The organism is Streptococcus fermentans (assembly GCF_040888305.1).
In the GTDB taxonomy this organism is placed as follows: Bacteria; Bacillota; Bacilli; order Lactobacillales; family Streptococcaceae; genus Streptococcus; species Streptococcus fermentans.
This window is the reverse complement of sequence record NZ_JBFNFG010000006.1, coordinates 53,197-72,828: the sequence shown is the minus strand read 5'-3', so window position 1 is coordinate 72,828 and position 19,632 is coordinate 53,197. Positions and strand designations below refer to the sequence as shown.

23 protein-coding genes are annotated in these 19,632 nt (G+C 41.3%); 3 read left to right on the top strand and 20 right to left on the bottom strand.

The window, feature by feature from the left end; translation table 11 throughout:
• Window positions 1-24 precede the first annotated feature (24 nt).
• The 14 genes from AB2B50_RS06835 to AB2B50_RS06770 form a co-directional block, all read right to left on the bottom strand.
• Window positions 25-792, bottom strand: a complete 768-nt coding sequence (locus AB2B50_RS06835; RefSeq protein ID WP_320692790.1) for an acetyl-CoA carboxylase carboxyl transferase subunit alpha — start codon at window positions 790-792, stop codon at window positions 25-27.
• Window positions 792-1,655 (bottom strand): acetyl-CoA carboxylase, carboxyltransferase subunit beta, encoded by an 864-nt coding sequence (gene accD / locus AB2B50_RS06830; RefSeq protein WP_301559758.1) that lies wholly within the window; start codon window positions 1,653-1,655, stop codon window positions 792-794. The genes AB2B50_RS06835 and accD overlap by 1 nt, the downstream gene beginning before the upstream one ends.
• 253 nt (window positions 1,656-1,908) lie before the next feature.
• Complete coding sequence (gene accC, locus AB2B50_RS06825) at window positions 1,909-3,276, bottom strand: acetyl-CoA carboxylase biotin carboxylase subunit (RefSeq protein WP_070460145.1); 1,368 nt, start codon at window positions 3,274-3,276, stop codon at window positions 1,909-1,911.
• 11 nt (window positions 3,277-3,287) lie between these two features.
• Window positions 3,288-3,710: a 3-hydroxyacyl-ACP dehydratase FabZ gene (gene fabZ, locus AB2B50_RS06820; RefSeq protein WP_000565515.1), complete on the bottom strand. Its 423-nt coding sequence runs from the start codon at window positions 3,708-3,710 to the stop codon at window positions 3,288-3,290.
• Window positions 3,707-4,189, bottom strand: a complete 483-nt coding sequence (gene accB / locus AB2B50_RS06815) for an acetyl-CoA carboxylase biotin carboxyl carrier protein (RefSeq protein WP_070460151.1) — start codon at window positions 4,187-4,189, stop codon at window positions 3,707-3,709. Before accB ends, fabZ begins: the two co-directional genes overlap by 4 nt.
• A gap of 2 nt (window positions 4,190-4,191) precedes the next feature.
• Window positions 4,192-5,427, bottom strand: coding sequence for a beta-ketoacyl-ACP synthase II (gene fabF / locus AB2B50_RS06810; RefSeq protein WP_320692791.1), 1,236 nt, complete (start codon window positions 5,425-5,427; stop codon window positions 4,192-4,194).
• 22 nt (window positions 5,428-5,449) lie between these two features.
• Window positions 5,450-6,184 carry a 3-oxoacyl-[acyl-carrier-protein] reductase gene (gene fabG, locus AB2B50_RS06805; protein ID WP_320692792.1) on the bottom strand — a complete coding sequence of 245 codons (735 nt, stop codon included), beginning with the start codon at window positions 6,182-6,184 and terminating at the stop codon, window positions 5,450-5,452.
• Between the two features lie 32 nt (window positions 6,185-6,216).
• Window positions 6,217-7,137 (bottom strand): ACP S-malonyltransferase, encoded by a 921-nt coding sequence (fabD, locus tag AB2B50_RS06800; protein WP_320692793.1) that lies wholly within the window; start codon window positions 7,135-7,137, stop codon window positions 6,217-6,219.
• Window positions 7,130-8,104 (bottom strand): enoyl-[acyl-carrier-protein] reductase FabK, encoded by a 975-nt coding sequence (fabK, locus tag AB2B50_RS06795; protein ID WP_045763680.1) that lies wholly within the window; start codon window positions 8,102-8,104, stop codon window positions 7,130-7,132. The genes fabD and fabK overlap by 8 nt, the downstream gene beginning before the upstream one ends.
• A 116-nt stretch (window positions 8,105-8,220) precedes the next feature.
• Window positions 8,221-8,445: an acyl carrier protein gene (locus AB2B50_RS06790; protein ID WP_000257840.1), complete on the bottom strand. Its 225-nt coding sequence runs from the start codon at window positions 8,443-8,445 to the stop codon at window positions 8,221-8,223.
• 56 nt (window positions 8,446-8,501) lie between these two features.
• Complete coding sequence (locus tag AB2B50_RS06785; protein WP_320692794.1) at window positions 8,502-9,476, bottom strand: beta-ketoacyl-ACP synthase III; 975 nt, start codon at window positions 9,474-9,476, stop codon at window positions 8,502-8,504.
• Window positions 9,476-9,910 (bottom strand): fatty acid biosynthesis transcriptional regulator FabT, encoded by a 435-nt coding sequence (gene fabT, locus AB2B50_RS06780; RefSeq protein WP_000386343.1) that lies wholly within the window; start codon window positions 9,908-9,910, stop codon window positions 9,476-9,478. Before fabT ends, AB2B50_RS06785 begins: the two co-directional genes overlap by 1 nt.
• A gap of 91 nt (window positions 9,911-10,001) precedes the next feature.
• Window positions 10,002-10,787, bottom strand: a complete 786-nt coding sequence (locus AB2B50_RS06775; protein ID WP_320692795.1) for an enoyl-CoA hydratase — start codon at window positions 10,785-10,787, stop codon at window positions 10,002-10,004.
• Window positions 10,788-10,897: 110 nt separating this feature from the next.
• The gene (locus AB2B50_RS06770) at window positions 10,898-11,458 is read right to left on the bottom strand and encodes a hypothetical protein (protein ID WP_320692796.1); all 561 of its coding nucleotides are present in this window, start codon (window positions 11,456-11,458) and stop codon (window positions 10,898-10,900) included.
• Between the two features lie 159 nt (window positions 11,459-11,617).
• On the opposite strand from AB2B50_RS06770, the gene AB2B50_RS06765 reads away from it, so the two are divergent.
• The 3 genes from AB2B50_RS06765 to serS all read left to right on the top strand — a co-directional run bounded on the left by AB2B50_RS06765 (window position 11,618) and on the right by serS (window position 14,844).
• Entirely contained in the window at window positions 11,618-12,982 is a 1,365-nt protein-coding gene (locus tag AB2B50_RS06765) for an aspartate kinase (RefSeq protein ID WP_320692797.1), read from the top strand.
• 2 nt (window positions 12,983-12,984) lie between these two features.
• Window positions 12,985-13,356 carry a DUF956 family protein gene (locus AB2B50_RS06760; protein ID WP_153225089.1) on the top strand — a complete coding sequence of 124 codons (372 nt, stop codon included), beginning with the start codon at window positions 12,985-12,987 and terminating at the stop codon, window positions 13,354-13,356.
• Window positions 13,357-13,569: 213 nt separating this feature from the next.
• Window positions 13,570-14,844 (top strand): serine--tRNA ligase, encoded by a 1,275-nt coding sequence (gene serS, locus AB2B50_RS06755; protein ID WP_320692798.1) that lies wholly within the window; start codon window positions 13,570-13,572, stop codon window positions 14,842-14,844.
• A 98-nt stretch (window positions 14,845-14,942) separates the two neighbouring features.
• Here the strand turns inward: serS and groL are convergent, their stop codons facing one another.
• From groL to AB2B50_RS06725, 6 genes are all read right to left on the bottom strand, one after another.
• The gene (gene groL, locus AB2B50_RS06750) at window positions 14,943-16,562 is read right to left on the bottom strand and encodes a chaperonin GroEL (RefSeq protein WP_320692799.1); all 1,620 of its coding nucleotides are present in this window, start codon (window positions 16,560-16,562) and stop codon (window positions 14,943-14,945) included.
• A 15-nt stretch (window positions 16,563-16,577) separates the two neighbouring features.
• A complete protein-coding gene (groES, locus tag AB2B50_RS06745) occupies window positions 16,578-16,862 on the bottom strand; it encodes a co-chaperone GroES (RefSeq protein ID WP_320692800.1) in 285 nt (94 codons plus the stop codon).
• A 135-nt stretch (window positions 16,863-16,997) separates the two neighbouring features.
• Window positions 16,998-17,291, bottom strand: a complete 294-nt coding sequence (locus tag AB2B50_RS06740; protein ID WP_155458651.1) for a DUF202 domain-containing protein — start codon at window positions 17,289-17,291, stop codon at window positions 16,998-17,000.
• Window positions 17,292-17,393: 102 nt separating this feature from the next.
• Entirely contained in the window at window positions 17,394-18,248 is an 855-nt protein-coding gene (locus tag AB2B50_RS06735; protein ID WP_033586897.1) for a PTS system mannose/fructose/sorbose family transporter subunit IID, read from the bottom strand.
• Window positions 18,232-19,074 (bottom strand): PTS mannose/fructose/sorbose/N-acetylgalactosamine transporter subunit IIC, encoded by an 843-nt coding sequence (locus AB2B50_RS06730; RefSeq protein WP_061862698.1) that lies wholly within the window; start codon window positions 19,072-19,074, stop codon window positions 18,232-18,234. The genes AB2B50_RS06735 and AB2B50_RS06730 overlap by 17 nt, the downstream gene beginning before the upstream one ends.
• Before the next feature lie 56 nt (window positions 19,075-19,130).
• Window positions 19,131-19,625 (bottom strand): PTS sugar transporter subunit IIB, encoded by a 495-nt coding sequence (locus tag AB2B50_RS06725; protein WP_000261775.1) that lies wholly within the window; start codon window positions 19,623-19,625, stop codon window positions 19,131-19,133.
• Window positions 19,626-19,632 lie beyond the last annotated feature (7 nt).

Here is a 19,632-nt window from a genome sequence, read left to right as displayed (position 1 = left end):
CCTTTTTTAGTTCTAGCTTACTTTTTAATACTTTCTAAAGCGTTGATAACGCTCTTCCAAAAGTTTCTCCAACGGTAATTGTTTTAATTGTTCAATTTCTGTTTGAAGTTCATTTTTTACACGAGCTAGCAGCTCTTTGGCAGAGAGGCCTCTCTCTGAAATAACCTTATCTACGACTTCCATCTCCAAAAGTTCATGGGAAGTGATTTTCATCAACTCAGCTGCTTCCATGGCACGCGTGCCATCTTTCCACAAGATGGAAGCAAAGCCTTCGGGACTGAGAACTGCATAGATAGAGTTTTCTAGCATCCAAACATGGTCAGCCACTGCTAGAGCTAGAGCTCCACCAGAGCCACCTTCTCCGATAATAATGGCGATAATGGGCACTTTTAGGTCGGTCATCTCCATGAGGTTACGAGCAATGGCTTCACCTTGACCACGTTCTTCTGCTCCTACACCAGGATAGGCACCCGCAGTATTGATAAAGGTTACAACTGGACGACCAAACTTTTCTGCTTGCTTCATCAAACGAAGGGCTTTTCGGTAACCTTCAGGATGAGGTTGACCAAAGTTACGGTTAAGATTATCTTGTAAACTTTTACCTTTTTGGATTCCAACAACAGTCACTGCTTGGTCTCCCAACCAACCGATACCACCAATAATAGCACCATCATCACGGAAGGAGCGGTCCCCATGCAGCTCAATAAAATCATCAAAAATTCCTGTTGCGAAGTCCAAGGCAGTTAAGCGGGTTTGTTCACGTGCTTCTCTGACGATTTTTGCAATATTCATCAACAATCCCCCTTATGTAACCTTACTAATCGAGCAATCGTATCTGGCAATTCTCGCCGTTTAATAATTGCATCTACAAAGCCATGCTCTAGAAGAAACTCTGCTTTCTGGAAGTCTTCTGGTAGGTCTTCTCTTACTGTATTTTCAATCACACGGCGTCCAGCAAAACCTACCAAACTTTGGGGTTCTGCCAAGATGATATCCCCTTCCATAGCGAAGGAAGCTGTTACTCCTCCAGTCGTCGGGTCTGTAAGGATTGTCAGATAAAAGAGACCTGCATTGGAATGACGTTTGACTGCTGCAGAGATTTTGGCCATCTGCATCAAGCTCATGATTCCTTCCTGCATGCGTGCTCCGCCAGAAGCTGTAAACAATACGACAGGTAATTTTTCAGCGGTCGCATATTCGAACAAGCGAGTGATTTTCTCACCAACAACTGTCCCCATTGACGCCATAATAAAGTTAGAATCCATGATGCCAAGGGCAACCTTCTCTCCCTTAATCAAAGCTGTTCCTGTTACAACAGCCTCATCAAGACCTGTCTTTTCACGCATCAAAGTCAATTTTTTACGATAGCCTGGAAAATTCAAAGGATCCTGAGTCTCAATCCCTTTAAACATTTCCAAAAACGTACCCATATCAATGGTTAAAGCTAAACGCTCTTGAGCTGAAATACGGAAGGTATAGCCACAGTGAGGGCATATACGCTCACTCCCCAAATCCTTTTGGTAAATCGTATATTTGCAACCTGGACATTGGGAGAAGAGCTCATCTGGAACCTCTGGCTTGATCTGAGGTTGATTTACAGTCGAACGATTGGGATTGATTCGAATATATTTATCTTTTTTACTAAATAGAGCCATACATCCCCCTTTTCAGTCTTATACTATTTTTATACTCAATGAAAATCAAAGAACAAACTAGAAAGCTAGCCGCNCCCTTTTCAGTCTTATACTATTTTTATACTCAATGAAAATCAAAGAACAAACTAGAAAGCTAGCCGCAGGTTGCTCAAAGCACTGCTTTGAGGTTGTAGATAAGACTGACGAAGTCAGTCACATATATAATCCAAGGCGAAGCTGACGCGGTTTGAAGAGATTTTCGAAGAGTATTACATTATTCTTTTTCTTGATAGTGTGGTAAGAAAGTTTCCATCAAGAATGAAGTATCGTAGTCACCTGCTATCACTCGACGATCTGAAATCAAATCGAGTTGGAAATCAGCATTGGTGACAACCCCTTCAATTTCGAGTTCATAAAGAGCTCGTTGCATTTTCATGAGAGCATCAAAACGATTTTCGCCATGAACAATAATTTTAGCAATCATACTATCATAGTATGGCGGAATGGTATAACCTGGATAAACTGCAGAGTCAACACGCAAGCCGACACCACCACTCGGTAGATAAAGATTGGTAATCTTACCTGGACTTGGTGCAAAATTAAAGGCTGGATTTTCTGCGTTAATTCGACACTCAATGGCGTGTCCTTTTAGAACAATATCTTCTTGCTTCAAAGTCAATGGTTGACCTGCTGCGATACGGATTTGTTCCTTGACAATATCCACACCAGAAACAAATTCGGTTACTGGGTGTTCCACTTGGACACGCGTATTCATCTCCATAAAGTAGAATTTCCCACTTGCTTCATCTAGTAGGAATTCAATCGTACCAGCATTTTCGTAGCCTACAGACTCCGCTGCACGAACAGCTGCAGCACCAATTTCATTACGAAGTGTTTTCCCGATAGCAATTGAAGGACTTTCTTCTAAAACTTTTTGGTTATTCCGTTGAAGCGAACAGTCACGCTCACCTAGGTGAATAACATGCCCCATTTGGTCAGCAAGAATCTGTACTTCAATATGTCGAGCAGGATAAATCACACGCTCTAGGTACATAGCTCCATTACCAAAGTTGGCTTTAGCTTCACTAGAGGCTGTTTCAAAGGCTGAAACAAGATCTTCTGCTTTTTCAACCTTACGAATCCCTTTACCACCACCTCCAGCTGAAGCTTTCAGCATAACTGGATAACCAATTTTTTCGGCAACAGCAAGCGCTTCTTCTGCAGTATGGACTTCTCCATCTGAACCTGGAATGACGGGAACATTAGCCTTAATCATTTGAGCACGGGCGTTAATTTTATCCCCCATGATATCCATGACACGAGCTGATGGTCCGATAAATTTGATACCGACTTCTTCACACATGGTGGCAAATTTGGAATTTTCACTTAAAAAACCAAATCCAGGGTGAATGGCTTCAGCTTCAGTCAAGACCGCAGCTGAAAGGATAGCATTGATGTTCAGATAAGATTCTGTAGCCTTCCCAGGGCCGATACAGATAGCCTCATCAGCCAAAAGCGTGTGGAGAGCTTCCTTATCAGCAGTCGAATAAACAGCGACTGTGGCAATTCCTAATTCTCGTGCCGCACGAATAATACGAACAGCAATTTCACCACGATTGGCAATTAAAATCTTACGAAACATGGAAAACCTCCCTAGTTTCCAATAGCAAAGGTCAGAGTCCCGCTTGCTGCAAGCTTACCATCTACTTCTGCCTTCGCTTCTACTACGGCGATTGTGCCACGACGTTTGACAAACGTTGCTGTCATGACAAGCTGATCACCAGGAACAACTTGCTTCTTAAATTTGACTTTGTCCATACCAGCATAGAAAACGAGCTTCCCTTTGTTCTCAGGTTTTGATAATTCCAAAACACCTGCTGTTTGTGCCAAAGCTTCCATAATGAGGACTCCTGGCATAACTGGGTATTGAGGAAAATGTCCATTGAAGAAAGGTTCGTTAATCGTCACATTTTTAATGGCAACAATTGTATCTTCGCTAACTTCTAAGACACGATCCACTAAGAGCATGGGATAGCGGTGTGGCAAAGCTTCTTTGATTCCTTGAATATCAATCATTTGATACGTACCAAGCCTTTCCCAAACTCAACCATTTCTTCATTAGCAACAAGAACTTCTGTTACGACACCGTCTTTAGGTGCTGGAATTTCGTTCATGACCTTCATGGCTTCGATGATGACCAAGGTTTGGCCTTTTTTAACAGTATCACCGACTGAAACAAAATTAGGTTTGTCTGGTCCCGCAGCCAAGTAAGCAACTCCGACAAGTGGGCTCTCTACTAGATCTCCTTCAGCTACAGATTCCGTAGCGCTTGTTTCTGAAACTACTTCTACAGCTGGTGTTGAAGTTGGAGCTTGAGGTGCTACTGTAGTTCCAACTACTGGAACCACAGGTTGAGGTGCTGGACTTGTTTCTGCAACAAGTTTTGCTTCATTCTTACTGAAGAGTAACTCATCCGTTCCATTTTTATAAGAAAATTCTCTCAAGCTTGACTGGTCAAATTGTGCCATCAAATCTTTGATTTCATTTAAATTCATCTTTACTTATTCTCCCAACGTTTGAAAGCAAGAACTGCATTATGCCCACCAAATCCAAAAGTGTTTGAGATAGCATAAGGAATTTCACGTTCCACGCCTTGTCCATAAATAACATTTGCTTCAATGTAGTCTGATAATTCTGTTGTTCCGGCTGTCATTGGTACATAGTTGTTACGGATTGCTTCAATTGTTGCAATGGCTTCAACTGCACCAGCTGCACCAAGCAAGTGTCCAGTAAATGACTTGGTTGAAGATACAGGTACTTCCTTACCAAGAACTGCTACGATAGCACCACTCTCCCCTTTTTCATTAGCAGGAGTTGATGTGCCATGAGCATTGACATAGGCTACTTGGTCTGGTGTAATCTCAGCTTCCTCCAAGGCAAGTTTGATAGCTTTAATAGCACCTTGTCCTTCTGGATGTGGTGAAGTCATATGATAGGCATCACAAGTGTTACCGTAACCAACAACTTCAGCTAAGATAGTTGCACCACGTTTTTCAGCATGCTCTAAACTTTCAAGAACCAACATACCTGATCCTTCACCCATGACAAATCCATTACGATCCTTATCAAATGGAATAGAAGCACGATTTGGGTCCTCTGTTGTTGAAAGAGCTGTTAAGGCTTGGAAACCAGCAATGGCAAATGGAGTAATAGATGATTCTGAACCACCAACCAGCATGATATCTTGGAAACCAAATTTGATAGAACGGAAGGCATCTCCGATAGCATCATTTGATGAAGCGCAAGCTGTATTGATAGATTTACAAATCCCATTTGCCCCAAAGCGCATAGCAACATTTCCTGCAGCCATGTTTGGCAAAGCTTTTGGAAGTGTCAATGGTTTTACACGTTTTGGTCCCTTATCATGAAGTCGAAGCACTTGATCTTCAATTTCTTTAATTCCACCGATACCTGATGCAACGATGACACCAAAGCGGTCTTTATCAAGAGTCTCTACATCAAGATTAGCATTGTTCACTGCTTCTTGAGCTGCATACAAGGCATACAAAGAATAGTCATCAAAACGATTGGTATCTTTTTTTACAAAGTATTTATCAAACGGAAAATCCTGGATCTCTGCCGCATTATGAACATCAAAAGCACTGTGATCAAATTTGGTGATTTCACCAATTCCAATCTTTCCATTTTTAAGACTGTTCCAAAATTCTTCTGGTGTGTTCCCGATCGGAGATGTTAATCCATAACCTGTTACTACTACTCGATTTAGTTTCATTTTTATACCTCTATTTTAACTCTTATTGCATGGTTAGTCCACCATCAATTGCAAGGACTTGTCCCGTTAGATAATCTTGGCTTGCAAGAAAGGCTGTCACCTCTGCGACTTGCTCAGCTTGGCCAAATTGTTTCATCGGAATTTGTGCCAACATAGCTTCTTTCACCTTATCAGATAGAACTGCAGTCATATCTGATTCAATCATTCCTGGAGCAATGGCATTGACACGCACATTGCGATTGGCAACCTCACGTGCTACCGATTTGGTAAATCCAATCAAACCTGCCTTGGAAGCAGCGTAGTTTGCTTGACCGATATTTCCCATCAAACCAACGACACTAGACATATTGATGATAGCACCTTCGCGTGCTTTTATCATCGGTTTCAAGACTGATTGTGTCATATTGAAAGCGCCTGTCAGGTTGACTTTCAAGACCTTCTCAAAATCTTCTTCTGTCATCTTAAGCATGAGAGTGTCTTGAGTAATCCCAGCATTATTAACGAGAACATCAACTGAACCCAGCTCTTCAATGGCTTGGTCCACCATACGCTTTGCGTCCGCGAAATCAGAAACGTCACCAGAAATAGCAAGGACCTTCACTCCGTATGGTTTAAATTCGGCTAGAAGCTCCTCGGAGATTTCACCACGACTATTCAAGACAACATTGGCTCCCAAGCTGGCAAATTTATGAGCAATGGCAAGACCAATTCCTCGACTTGAGCCTGTAATAAAGACATTTTTCTGTTCTAGTTTCATTTTTCTCCTTTCAGAACTTCTACCAGTTTGGTCTAATTTTCTAAGAGTGCTTGTAAACTTGCTTGATCTTCCACATTTGCAAGTTGAGCAGTTTTATCAATCTTTTTGACGAATCCAGACAAAACTTTCCCAGGACCGATCTCTATAAAACGCGTCACACCAGCTTCTTGCATGACTGCAATACTTTCATAAAAGCGAACGGGTTCCTTAACTTGACGAGTCAGGAGTTCAGCAATTCGTTCTTTTTCCACGACCTTTGCTTCTGTATTGCCAACAAGTGGACAAACAAAGTCACTAAACTCAACATCTTCTAGGGCTTGAGCTAATTTTTGACTAGCAGATTCCAATAAAGCTGTATGGAAAGGTCCAGAAACATTTAGCGGAATTAAGCGTTTTGCTCCTGCCTCTTGCAAAAGTTCAACTGCACGATCTACCGCCACTACCTCACCACCAATAACAATCTGACTTGGAGTATTGTAGTTAGCTGGAGTTACAACACCAAGTTTAGAGGCTTCTTGACAAGCTTTTTCAATTACTTCAACCGGTGTATTAAGCACAGCTACCATTTTTCCTGATCCAGCAGGTGCTGCTTCTTCCATATAAGCTCCACGTTTAGCAACTAGAGCCACTGCATCTTCAAAATCCAGTGCACCACTAGCTACCAGGGCAGAATATTCTCCAAGAGACAAACCTGCCACCATATCAGGCTGATAACCTTTCTCCTTTAGTAGTCGGTAAATAGCAACGGACGTAGCTAAAATAGCTGGTTGCGTGTAACGAGTCTGATGTAGCTTTGTTTCATCATTATCAATCAAGTCACGAAGGTCATACCCCAAGACTTGGCTAGCTTGGTCAATTGTTTCCTTGACGATAGCATATTGGTCATAGAGTTCATGCCCCATTCCTAGGTACTGGGCTCCTTGACCTGCAAATAGAAAGGCTGTTTTAGTCATTTCTTGTAACTCCTGCCCAACGAGCAGCTTCTGCTTGAATCTTTTCAGCTGCACCGTAGTAAATATCTTTTAAGATTTCTTCAACAGTTTCTTCTTTCGAAACCAGACCTGCAATCTGACCAGCCATCACTGAACCGCCATCCACATCACCATGGACAACAGCCTTAGCTAAGGCTCCTGCGCCCATTTGTTCAAAGATTTCTAAATCTGGATTTTCTTGTTTGAAGGCATCTTTTTCAGCTTGCTCGAAATCACGAGTCAATTTGTTTTTAATGGCACGAACTGCGTGTCCAAAATGTTGTGCTGAGATCGTTGTGTCAATATCACGAGCTTTTAAAATTTTAGCTTTATAGTTTGGATGAGCATTTGATTCTTTAGCAACTACAAAACGAGTTCCTACTTGCACAGCTTCTGCACCAAGCATAAATCCAGCTGCAGCTCCCTCACCGTCTGCAATACCACCAGCAGCGATAACAGGAATTGAAACAGCAGCTGCAACTTGACGAACCAAGGTCATGGTCGTTAATTTACCGATGTGTCCACCTGCTTCCATACCTTCTGCAATAACAGCGTCTGCACCGATTTTTTCCATCCGTTTAGCCAAAGCAACACTAGGAACTACTGGAATAACGGTGATTCCCGCTTCATGGAATCGCTCCATGTATTTACTTGGGTTTCCTGCGCCAGTTGTGACTACCTTAACCCCTTCTTCAATGACGAGGTCAACAATATCATCAACAAATGGAGACAGAAGCATAATGTTGACACCAAAAGGCTTGTCTGTTAAAGATTTAATCTTATCGATATTAGCCTTAACCACTTCTTTAGGAGCATTTCCTCCACCGATGATACCTAGACCACCTGCTTTTGAAACAGCTCCAGCAAGGTCACCATCTGCCACCCAGGCCATTCCACCTTGGAAGATAGGATATTTAATATTCAATAATTCTGTAATACGTGTTTTCATAGTGCCTCCATATGTCTTGCTTACGTAATAGTTCGACTACATTATAATTTGACAGTCAAACTATTACCTAAACAAGAGGGAGCGGGTCCCCCCTACTCCTTCTTCATTTATTTTAATTATTTTGTTTGCTCTTCAACGTAAGCAACCAAGTCACCAACTGTTTTCAAGTTGTCTTCAGCTTCGATTTGGATATCAAAAGCATCTTCGATTTCTGAGATCACTTGGAACAAGTCCAATGAATCTGCATCCAAATCATCAAAAGTAGATTCAAGTGTTACTTCTGATGCGTCTTTCCCAAGTTCTTCAACGATAATTTCTTGTACTTTTTCAAATACTGCCATGATAGACTCCTTTAAAATAAATAGTTTTTATAACAATGTGTTCACCACATGATTACCTAAATTGTAACAATAAGCGTGCCCCATGTCAAACCTCCGCCGAAGCCTGACAAGAGAATTTTTTGGCTACTATCTAAACGAATGAGCCCTTCCTCTACACACTCTGAAAGTAGGATCGGAATACTTGCCGCACTGGTATTTCCATACTTGGTCATATTGGCAGGAAGCTTGTCTCGATCTACACCGATCTTTCTAGCCATCTTATCTAGAATGCGAATATTAGCTTGATGAAGCAAGAGATAGTCTAGTTCTTCTGCCGACAGAGGACTCTCTTCTATGGTATTTTTTATAGACTTAGCAACATCTCGAATCGCAAAATCAAAAACTGCTCGGCCATCCATTCTCAAGAAAGCATCGGGTTTTTCTTGATTTGAAAATGGTGAAGTTAAACCAGTCTGTCCAAAGGTCAAACACTCACTACGCGAACCATCGCTATTGAGACTCTCCGCTAGGAAATGTGGCTCTTCGCTTGCTTCTAACAAGATGCCCCCAGCTCCATCTCCAAATAGGACAGCTGTTGAGCGATCCGACCAGTCTAAAGCTTTTGACATGGTTTCACTACCGATAACTAGACCCTTACGATAAACTCCCGAAGAGATAAACTTCTCTGCAGTTGATAGGGCAAAGATAAAGCCACTACAGGCAGCTGTTAAGTCATAGGCAAAAGCCTTATGAGCGCCGATTTTAGCCTGAACACGAGCGGCTGTTGAAGGCATCATCGAGTCAGGTGTCATCGTAGCTAGAATGATAAAATCCAACTCTTCAGCAGAAATCCCTGACTTCTCTAGGAGTTGTTTTGCAACTGCCGTTGCCAAATCTCCAGTTGATTCTGTCTTAGAAATGCGACGTTCCTTAATCCCAGTTCGACTTGAAATCCATTCATCACTCGTATCCATAACCTGAGCTAAATCCTCATTTGTGATAATCTGCTCTGGTACATAATGAGCAACCTGGCTTATTTTTGCAAAAGCCATTATTTCAAATCCTCCAAAAATTGATAAAGATTGGTCAAACCTTTACTCATGACATCCATTTCCTCTGGGCTCATGCCTTCGATAATTCTTTCGACCATGGCCTTGTGGAAACGTTTATGGAGACGATGTACGAGTCGACCTTTCTTGGTCAAATGCAGATGTACTACACGACGATCCTGATCTGAACGTAAACGTTCGATGTAACCTTTTCGTTCCAAGTTGTTCAAGCTAGTTGTCACTGTTCCTAGAGTTACCATCAACTCTTTGGACACTTGACTTGGTGTCACATCTGGAAACTTACCAATCACATCAATCGTGTGCATTTCCTTGATAGAGATGTCCTTGAAACGACTACCTCGCAAACTTACTTCCTCAATCACCAGGACGTTATTAAAAATAGATGTTAAATAGTCATTGATCCGTTGGTAGTCCAATTCTCTTCCCTCCCTTATCAAAAAAGTTTAACTATCAAAACATTTGACAAAAAAAGTATATCAAACTTCAAAGAATTGTGCAAGTATTTTTTTATTTCCCGACAAATTTTGGACGTCTTCTCTCAGAATGTGCACGAACACCTTCTTTGAAATCTTCCGTATAAGATAGAGATTTTTGCAATTCCAATTCTAGCTGTGCGTACTCGTGCCACTGCTTAAATTCGCTCTCCCAGACTAACTTCTTAACAGCAGCATAGGAGTTGGAAGAACCTCGTCTCAACTTCTTCAATAGTTGCTCTCTTGTCTTTTCTAATTGATCACTAGCACAAAGACGATAGACAGCTCCAGCTTCCAGTGCTTTTTCTGCTGTGAAAGCTTCACCCGTCATAGCTAATTGCGTTGCCCGAGTCGCACCAAGTGATCGTGTAAGCAAGAATAAACCTCCCGCATCTGGAGCCAAGCCCACACCTACAAAGGCCTGGATGAATTTAGCTTTGTCAGAAGCAATACAGAAATCAACTGCCAAAGCCATATTAGCTGCTGCCCCAGCAACTGCTCCATCCACCTCCATAATGACTGGTTTAGGAATTTGTTTAATCTTATAAGAAATCGTATTTACCAACTCCGCAATTTGGGTGAGGGAGGCAATATCATCCTCTTCGACAGCACGTTTCATTTCTACTAGATCGCCCCCAACAGAGAAGACTTTGCCGGCAGCATTAATGAGAACAAACGAAACCGAAGCATCTTTTTCAGCCAATTCCAATGCTTCTAGAATTTCTTGACACATAGGAATATGAAAACCATTGGCCACCTCAGGACGATTTAAAGTTAGTATCGCTAAATCGTCTTGAACTTGATAGAGAATATGATTCATAACCACTCCTTTAAATTTACAACGAAAATTAAATTATTTTATTTTCAAATTATATCTTTTTTTGATTTATTAAACAAGAGAAAAATCGACCAAAAGTGTATCGGCCGATTTTAAAAACTTAGTTTGGTCTCTAAAAATAAAGGTAAACCAGTACTTGTATCATCCATGAAATCATAAATGACTTCAAGCATCCGCCCTCCTTCTCTCTGATAGAGCTGTTCTTTGTTGAATCCTTTATGGTAGAATTCTCCTGAAACCATGTAAAAAATACGATTTGGATCTTCTAGGTAGGCAAAAAGATTCCCTGTAAAAGGAGCTTCCTTATCCCCGTCCTTGTTGACCAGACTTGCAGCTAAGAGTTTCGTGATTCCTCTAAATTGTCCACTTTCATCTGTTCGACAGTAAAACTTGACTCTAGCTTCATAGTCAGGATTGACGATAAGCTTTTCAGAGAGAATTCGATAGGTCCTTGCCTTACTATCTGACAAGCCGATAGATAAGATAATTTTAGCCCTCTCAACTGAAATCTGACCTTCCTGAGCATATTCCATCGCTAATTCTTCTCCGGTCAAACGACCACTGGGAAGAGGTTGAGAACTTGCTCCGATATTTGTAGGAATCATCACGAAGGTAAGGACTAGTAAGATTAAACAAACTACTCTTTTAATCATCTTCCCCCAACTCCTTTCGTTAGAAGAGCCTTTCCTCCTACACCTTTATTATAAGCTTTCCTGATGAGACTTTCAAACAATTATATAGGACATTTTCCAGATTGAAAAAAGCCCTTCTTTCTGCTATAATCGTATAAAATACTTACTTTAGGAGTTCTTATGAAGGTTGTTAAATTTGGTGGAAGCTCGCTTGCCTCTGCTAGTCAGTTAGAAAAAGTTTTAAATATTGTCAAAAGTGATCCAGAACGTCGTTTTGTGGTTGTATCTGCACCTGGTAAACGCAATTCTGAAGATACCAAGGTGACAGATGCCTTGATTAAATACTACCGCGACTATGTAGCTGGAAATGATATTAGCAAAAGCCAAAACTGGATTATTGATCGCTATGCTGCTATGGTTAGCGAATTAGGTCTTAAACCAGCCGTTTTAGACAAAATTTCAAAAAGCATTCGCTCTCTAGCTACTCTTCCAATTGAAGATAATAAGTTTCTCTATGATACCTTCCTGGCTGCAGGGGAAAATAATAATGCCAAGCTAATTGCTGCTTTCTTCAATCAAAACGGAATTGAAGCACGTTATGTCCATCCAAGAGAAGCTGGAATTGTAGTTACTAGTGAGCCTGGAAATGCTCGTATCATCCCTTCAAGTTATGACAAAATTGAAGAACTCAATAATAGTTCAGAAGTTCTTGTTATCCCTGGTTTCTTCGGTGTTACGAAAGAAGACCAAATTTGTACCTTCTCACGTGGGGGGTCAGATATCACTGGTTCTATCATCGCGGCAGGGGTAAAAGCTGACCTTTATGAGAACTTTACTGATGTTGACGGAATTTTTGCTGCCCATCCCGGTATTATCCATAAGCCACACTCTATCCCTGAATTGACCTATCGTGAAATGCGTGAATTGGCCTATGCTGGATTCTCAGTCCTTCATGATGAAGCTCTCTTGCCAGCCTACCGTGGGAAAATTCCTCTTGTCATTAAAAATACCAACAATCCAGATCATCCAGGTACTCGCATCGTTCTGAAACACAGTAGTGATGAATTCCCTGTAGTTGGAATTGCTGGTGATTCTGGCTTTGTCAGCATCAACATGTCTAAGTATCTGATGAATCGCGAAATCGGTTTTGGTCGTAAAGTTCTTCAAATTCTTGAGGACCTTAATATTGGTTGGGAACACATGCCAACTGGTATCGATGACCTGTCTATCATTCTACGTTCACGAGAATTAACTCCTATCAAGGAAGAAGAAATCCTTCGTCAGTTAGTCCAAAAAGCAGAGGTAGACCACGCTGAAATCGAACACGATCTTTCTATCATTATGATTGTTGGGGAAAAAATGAAGCGTCATATCGGGGTAACTGCTACAGCCACTCGTGCCCTATCTGAAAACAACATTAACATCCAAATGATGTCGCAAGGTTCTAGTGAAGTTTCTATCATGTTTGTTGTCCATAAAGACCAAGAAAAAGCCGCTCTTAAAGCACTCTACCAAGCATTTTTCGGTGAAAATAAGGAAGATTAAGTATGGCACAATCCCTCAACAAAGTCGTCGACTTGCAAACAACTGGAACTTCCTATCTCTCCATTACAGGAAAGGTTGGAAAATTTCTGGTTGGAGATCATGCGCTAGAATTTTACTCAGATCGTAATGTCGAGGACTATATTCAAATCCCATGGTCCAGCGTTAACCAAATTGGAGCCAATGTTTCAGGTCGCAAGGTTAGTCGTCATTTTGAAATCTTTACAGATCAAGGAAAATTCCTCTTCGCCTCAAAAGACTCTGGAAAAATTCTTAAAATAGCTCGTGAAAAACTGGGAAATGACAAGGTAGTCAAACTTCCTACCTTAGTCCAAATCATTGGCCGAAAAATTAAAAATCTATTTGCAAAAAAATAGAAAGTTTAGTATAATCATAGAAACGGATAAGTAGGTTACTTCCTTCTTTCAGAAAGTCTGCGGGTGCTGCGAGCAGATAGAAGATTTAATTGAAATTCTACCGTTGTTTTAAATCAAATACAGAATCAAGTGCACACCTGTGAAGTTGGATGGAACCGTGGCCCTGCCACTCCAACGCTTTGTCAGGTGTGCTTTTTTCATAAAGGAGTTTATATGTTAGATATCAAACGTATTCGTACAGACTTTGATGCTGTCGCAGAAAAACTAGCTACACGTGGTGTAGATGCTGCTATCTTGAACGAGATGAAAGAAATCGATGCCAAACGACGTGACATCTTGGTTAAGGTTGAAACCCTCAAGGCTGAACGTAACACAGTTTCTGCTGAGATTGCCCAAGCTAAACGTAACAAGGAAAATGCAGACGACAAGATTGCAGCTATGCAAACCCTATCTTCTGAGGTAAAAGCACTCGATGCAGAATTGGCAGAAATTGATGCTAAATTGACAGAATTTACCACAACTCTTCCAAACATCCCAGCTGATAGCGTGCCTATCGGTGCAGACGAAGATGATAACGTAGAAGTTCGCCGTTGGGGAACTCCTCGCGAGTTCGACTTTGAACCAAAAGCTCACTGGGATCTAGGTGAAGATCTTGGTATTCTTGACTGGGAACGTGGTGGAAAGGTAACTGGAGCGCGCTTCCTCTTCTATAAAGGACTTGGGGCTCGTTTGGAACGTGCTATCTACAACTTCATGTTGGATGAGCATGGAAAAGAAGGTTACACTGAAGTCATCACACCTTACATGGTTAACCATGATTCTATGTTCGGTACTGGTCAATATCCAAAATTCAAAGAAGATACGTTTGAATTGAAAGATACGAACTACGTCCTCATTCCTACTGCTGAAGTTCCTCTGACCAACTACTACCGTGATGAAATTCTTGATGGAAAAGACTTGCCAATCTACTTTACTGCTATGAGTCCATCATTCCGTTCTGAAGCTGGTTCAGCTGGTCGTGATACTCGTGGTTTGATTCGTTTACACCAATTCCACAAGGTAGAAATGGTGAAATTTGCCAAACCTGAAGAATCATACGAAGAATTGGAAAAGATGACAGCCAACGCTGAAAACATCCTTCAAAAACTCAACCTTCCATACCGTGTGGTTGCTCTTTCTACAGGAGACATGGGCTTCTCAGCTGCTAAGACTTATGACTTGGAAGTATGGATCCCTGCGCAAAATACCTACCGTGAAATCTCAAGCTGTTCAAATACAGAAGATTTCCAAGCTCGTCGTGCCCAAATCCGTTACCGTGATGAATCCGATGGTAAGGTTAAACTTCTTCATACTTTGAATGGTTCTGGACTTGCTGTCGGACGTACAGTCGCTGCTATCCTTGAAAACTATCAAAACGAAGATGGTTCTGTGACCATTCCAGAAGTTCTTCGTCCATACATGGGTGGAGCTGAAGTTATCAAACCATAATTAAATAGATGTAAAAAGAGGAGGCTGTGCTTCCTCTTTTTGAGTAATTCAAAAGAAACAGGTAGAAATCTTTCATTCTACCTGTTTTTATTTATTTCTTAGTAGCCACCCATCATAGATGGATCCATAGCTGGCGCTGGTGCAGCTGGTTCTGGCTTGTTAGCTACGACTGCTTCTGTCGTTAGAATCAAACTTGCTACTGAAGCTGCGTTCTGAAGGGCTGAACGACTAACCTTAACAGGATCGATAATTCCTGCTTCAATCATGTTGACCCATTCACCTGTTGCAGCATTGAAGCCTGTTCCAAGCTCTGCATTTTTCAAACGATCAATAACAATTGAACCTTCATAACCTGCATTGTAAGCGATTTGACGTACAGGTTCTTCCAAGGCACGAAGAACAATGTTACGTCCTGTTGCTTCATCACCTTCTAACTCCAAGGTCGCAACAGCAGAGATAACATTAACAAGGGCAGTACCACCACCTGCAACGATTCCTTCTTCAACAGCTGCGCGAGTCGCGTTAAGAGCATCTTCGATACGGAGTTTCATTTCTTTCAACTCAGTTTCAGTCGCAGCTCCGACCTTGATAACTGCTACCCCACCTGACAACTTAGCCAAGCGTTCTTGGAGTTTTTCACGGTCAAATTCTGAAGTTGTTGTTTCAATTTGTGATTTGATGACAGCAACACGGTTAGCAATTGCTTCAGGATTACCTGCACCTTCTACAATGACTGTACTATCTTTATCAACAGACACTTTAGCTGCTTGACCAAGCGCTTCAATGGTAGCATCTTTCAATTCAAGACCAAGATCCTCTGTGATAACAGTTCCGCCTGTCAAAATCGCGATATCTTCCAGCATAGCCTTACGACGGTCACCGAATCCTGGTGCCTTAACAGCAACTACGTTGAAAGTTCCACGAATCTTATTCAAGACAAGCGTTGGGAGGGCTTCACCGTCAACATCATCTGCAATAATCAAGAGGGGACGACTGCTTTGAAGAATGCTTTCTAGAAGTGGCAAGATTTCTTGGATATTTGAAATCTTCTTATCTGTAATCAAAATGTATGGATTTTCAAGGTCTGCAACCATTTTTTCATTGTCAGTGACCATGTACTGTGATAGATAACCACGGTCAAATTGCATTCCTTCTACAACTTCAAGCTCTGTTTCCATCCCACGTGATTCTTCAATGGTGATGACTCCATCCTTACCAACTTTTTCCATGGCTTCAGAGATGTACTCACCTACTTTTTCAGAACGAGATGAGACAGCAGCAACCTGCGCGATAGCTTCTTTGTTTGCGACAGGAATAGCATTGTTCTTCAAGGCTTCTACAGCTGTAGCAACCGCTGCTTCAATTCCACGACGGATACCGATTGGGTTTGCGCCAGCCGTAACGTTTTTGATCCCTTCACGAACAATAGCTTGGGTCAATACTGTTGCAGTAGTTGTCCCGTCACCAGCGATATCATTGGTTTTAGAAGCCACTTCTGACACCAATTTGGCACCCATATTTTCAAAATGGTCTTCTAGTTCGATTTCTTTAGCGATTGTTACACCATCATTGGTAATCAATGGTGAGCCGAATGATTTTTCAAGAACAACATTACGGCCTTTAGGCCCCAAGGTTACTTTAACTGTATCAGCTAGGATATCAACACCACGTACCATAGCTGAACGAGCATCTGATGAAAATTTAATGTCTTTTGCCATACTTACTTCCTCCTCTTATTCTTCCACGATTGCTAAAATGCTAGCTTCACCAACGATGACATATTTTTCATCGCCATCTTTGACCTCGATACCTGCATGAGCTTCGACTAAAACTTGATCTCCAACTTTTACACTTGGAGCAACTAGTTCACCGCTCAAGGTACGAACACCTTGTCCTGTAGCCACTACTTTAGCTGTTTTTGTTTTTTCTTGAGCTGATCCTGCAAGGACAAAGCCTCCAACAGTTTGTTCTTTTTCTTCAATTTTCAAGACCACGCGGTCTCCTAATGGTTTCAACATCTGTTTTCCTCCATAACATAATCATATTGTTAGCACTCTTTACTAACGAGTGCTAAACCATAGTTCTATTGTATCACTTAGTCAGAAATAGTCAAGAAAAAAACACCTCAAAATGAATGAGATGTTCCTTAAAGATCACTTTAGAATTATTAACTTTCGATTAAAATCATCGACGACTTTTTGGAGATTGATCCGTCCTCGATAAATACCATATCCAAAAACCACCATTCCCAATATTCCAACTAAGGCAAGTAAAATTCCGAAAATTAAGATTGGGAGTAAGCTATTATGAAAGAGATAAATCAAGACCATACCTACACTGGTAATGATAAAGAGTAAGCTAAACCAACGGCCAAGATTTTCAATCATATGACGTTGATACTTAATTTCTGTTTCATATCCATTAACAAGTTCTTGTTTTGTAACCATGAGGATCCTCCTGACAAAAATTGAGAATGAAGGGTAAGAGAAGGAGGTTGGTCTACTTCATTCTCAAAATTTTCTACTAGTAAATATGTGCTTTTCTTTAGCTTAGTAATTAAGATGCGGGTCAAAGATACCTAGAGCAACACCAACCAAAGCGACAACAACTAGAAGCAACATTACTTTGTTTGGTGAAACTTTTTTCTTAGACATTAACCACCAGCAAATAGTGATGAAAGTTGCTGTCAAGAGACCTGGATAAACACCATCAATCTTTTCTTGGATATTTAAGAAGACTTTTCCTTCAGAATTCTCGAATTGAAGGGCTGTTGTAACAGATACCCAAGTTGCTGCTACCGCACCGATAACCATACCACCAACAACGCTAATCGCTTTACGAAGAGCTTGTCCTTTTGGTCCTACTAGAAATTCAACGGCTTTATCCCCCAATTGATATCCTTTGAAGAAGGCAAAGCGCATACCAAAGTATACTAAGAGGTTCCATACGACGATGTAGAAGATAGCACCAGCGATGTTACCACCTTTAGAGAGACCGAGGGCAATCCCCAAAAGAACTGGAATCAAGGTCCCAACGACCAATGAGTCACCGATACCAGCGATTGGACCCATCAAACCGGCACGCATACCATTGATGGTTTCACCATCTACTGCATCTCCATTTGCACGCGCTTCTTCCAAACCAGCCGTAATCCCTACAACGAGAGAGCCAAGTTGTGGTTCAGTATTGAAGAAGGCAGTATAGGTTTGCATAGCATCTTTTTGTTCTTCTTTTGTATCATACATTTCTTCTACGATTGGAAGCATAGAAGTCAAGTACCCGAAGGTTTGCATGTGTTCTTGAGAGAAACAAGTCAAATGACCATAATACCAATGATGAAATGCTTTTGCTAATGTTTTCTTTGAAATTTTCTTTCTATCAGCCATTTTAAATATCCTCCTCATCATCGTCTACGTAAACAACCCCAGCTGGAGCAGCTTTCATAGATTTGATTACTTCAAGTTCATAGTAGATTACTGCAAAGATCAATGAAACAACTGCACTAGCTACCAAGTTCAATCCTAGAGATTTAGCCAAGGTAAATCCAACAAAGAATGGAATGAAGTCAGTTGCTTTTGTAACAATTTGTTTCAACAAGATAGCAATACCGACACATGGGAGAAGGGCTCCAACTGTAAAGAGGGCTTTCATCCAGAAACCATCCATAGGAAGGTAAAGTTTCATCAAATCAACCATGTTTTCACCATATTTAGTGATAATCATAGTTGGAAGGAAAGAGAAGAGGAAGTGAGAGATCCAAGGATAAATCCAGTCAACTGCGTAGAGTTTTTTAAAGTTTCCTTCTTCAACAGCTTTCCAACCAATGTGTTGCCAAAGCAAGTTCATTGTAGCTGTACCGTAGAAAAGAACAGTACCGATTGTCCCAACGGCCGCACCGATTGGGGCTGCAGCTGCTGCAATTCCAGCTTCGTCTGTGATGTGATTTGCATGCACAAACAAGATAGCAAGAGGAACACCGATATAAGAGATTGCACGAACATCAGCAGATACGGTTCCACCAGGTGTTACCAAGGCGATATAAACGACTTGAAGGGCAACCCCGACCATAATACCGGTTGTCACATCTCCAAGAATTAAACCTGAAATCAACCCACCGATCAAGGGACGACCGAGTGTATAGTTCCCGATACTGGAACCTCCCATACCAGGCATTGAAGACAAGCTGGCGAAAACAGCAAGCAAGATTGCTTGAATCCATGAAATTGTCATAACAAACGCTCCTTATGTTTGTAAATTTATTTACCTAACTAATAAAACTGTTAGGTTTAAAAACCAAATTTAGATTTGAAATCGTCCCAGTAACCAATTGAAACATCCGGCAACAATTGGAATTTAACCTTGTAACCTGCTGCCTGAATAGCCTGAAAGGCTTCTGCTTCTTCCTGAGTGATGGATTGATTATTGCCCAATTTCACAGCACCAGGACGATCATTTGCAGGGCCAACGATGATTTCTTTAACATCACCTGGGACAAAACCTTGATCCACCAAAATTTCCTTCATATCGATTGGGTTTTTGGTAATCAAGAAGTACCGACTGTCAGATTCCGTTACTTTTGCTGACTTTTCTTTAAAGGCTTCTTTTGTCCATACAAAGGTTTTCTTGTCTGATGCGCCTTTGTAAGCTTGGATCAAAACCTTGTTTGATGCTGCTGCATCGTTTACGGCAATCAAACCATCACATGGTTTTTCTTTTGCCCAGCGTGTGACTGTTTGACCGTGAATCATGCGGTCATCAATCCGTACAAATGTTACTACCATAAGGTAC

Excerpts from the sequence above, each read along its gene's own strand:
- AB2B50_RS06835 (WP_320692790.1), bottom strand. The coding sequence starts at position 792 with ATGAATATTGCAAAAATCGTCAGAGAAGCACGTGAACAAACCCGCTTA.
- accD (WP_301559758.1), bottom strand. The coding sequence starts at position 1,655 with ATGGCTCTATTTAGTAAAAAAGATAAATATATTCGAATCAATCCCAAT.
- accC (WP_070460145.1), bottom strand. The coding sequence starts at position 3,276 with ATGTTTCGTAAGATTTTAATTGCCAATCGTGGTGAAATTGCTGTTCGT.
- fabZ (WP_000565515.1), bottom strand. The coding sequence starts at position 3,710 with ATGATTGATATTCAAGGAATCAAAGAAGCTTTGCCACACCGCTATCCC.
- accB (WP_070460151.1), bottom strand. The coding sequence starts at position 4,189 with ATGAATTTAAATGAAATCAAAGATTTGATGGCACAATTTGACCAGTCA.
- fabF (WP_320692791.1), bottom strand. The coding sequence starts at position 5,427 with ATGAAACTAAATCGAGTAGTAGTAACAGGTTATGGATTAACATCTCCG.
- fabG (WP_320692792.1), bottom strand. The coding sequence starts at position 6,184 with ATGAAACTAGAACAGAAAAATGTCTTTATTACAGGCTCAAGTCGAGGA.
- fabD (WP_320692793.1), bottom strand. The coding sequence starts at position 7,137 with ATGACTAAAACAGCCTTTCTATTTGCAGGTCAAGGAGCCCAGTACCTA.
- fabK (WP_045763680.1), bottom strand. The coding sequence starts at position 8,104 with ATGAAAACACGTATTACAGAATTATTGAATATTAAATATCCTATCTTC.
- AB2B50_RS06790 (WP_000257840.1), bottom strand. The coding sequence starts at position 8,445 with ATGGCAGTATTTGAAAAAGTACAAGAAATTATCGTTGAAGAACTTGGG.
- AB2B50_RS06785 (WP_320692794.1), bottom strand. The coding sequence starts at position 9,476 with ATGGCTTTTGCAAAAATAAGCCAGGTTGCTCATTATGTACCAGAGCAG.
- AB2B50_RS06775 (WP_320692795.1), bottom strand. The coding sequence starts at position 10,787 with ATGAATCATATTCTCTATCAAGTTCAAGACGATTTAGCGATACTAACT.
- AB2B50_RS06770 (WP_320692796.1), bottom strand. The coding sequence starts at position 11,458 with ATGATTAAAAGAGTAGTTTGTTTAATCTTACTAGTCCTTACCTTCGTG.
- AB2B50_RS06765 (WP_320692797.1), top strand. The coding sequence starts at position 11,618 with ATGAAGGTTGTTAAATTTGGTGGAAGCTCGCTTGCCTCTGCTAGTCAG.
- AB2B50_RS06760 (WP_153225089.1), top strand. The coding sequence starts at position 12,985 with ATGGCACAATCCCTCAACAAAGTCGTCGACTTGCAAACAACTGGAACT.
- serS (WP_320692798.1), top strand. The coding sequence starts at position 13,570 with ATGTTAGATATCAAACGTATTCGTACAGACTTTGATGCTGTCGCAGAA.
- groL (WP_320692799.1), bottom strand. The coding sequence starts at position 16,562 with ATGGCAAAAGACATTAAATTTTCATCAGATGCTCGTTCAGCTATGGTA.
- groES (WP_320692800.1), bottom strand. The coding sequence starts at position 16,862 with ATGTTGAAACCATTAGGAGACCGCGTGGTCTTGAAAATTGAAGAAAAA.
- AB2B50_RS06740 (WP_155458651.1), bottom strand. The coding sequence starts at position 17,291 with ATGGTTACAAAACAAGAACTTGTTAATGGATATGAAACAGAAATTAAG.
- AB2B50_RS06735 (WP_033586897.1), bottom strand. The coding sequence starts at position 18,248 with ATGAGGAGGATATTTAAAATGGCTGATAGAAAGAAAATTTCAAAGAAA.
- AB2B50_RS06730 (WP_061862698.1), bottom strand. The coding sequence starts at position 19,074 with ATGACAATTTCATGGATTCAAGCAATCTTGCTTGCTGTTTTCGCCAGC.
- AB2B50_RS06725 (WP_000261775.1), bottom strand. The coding sequence starts at position 19,625 with ATGGTAGTAACATTTGTACGGATTGATGACCGCATGATTCACGGTCAA.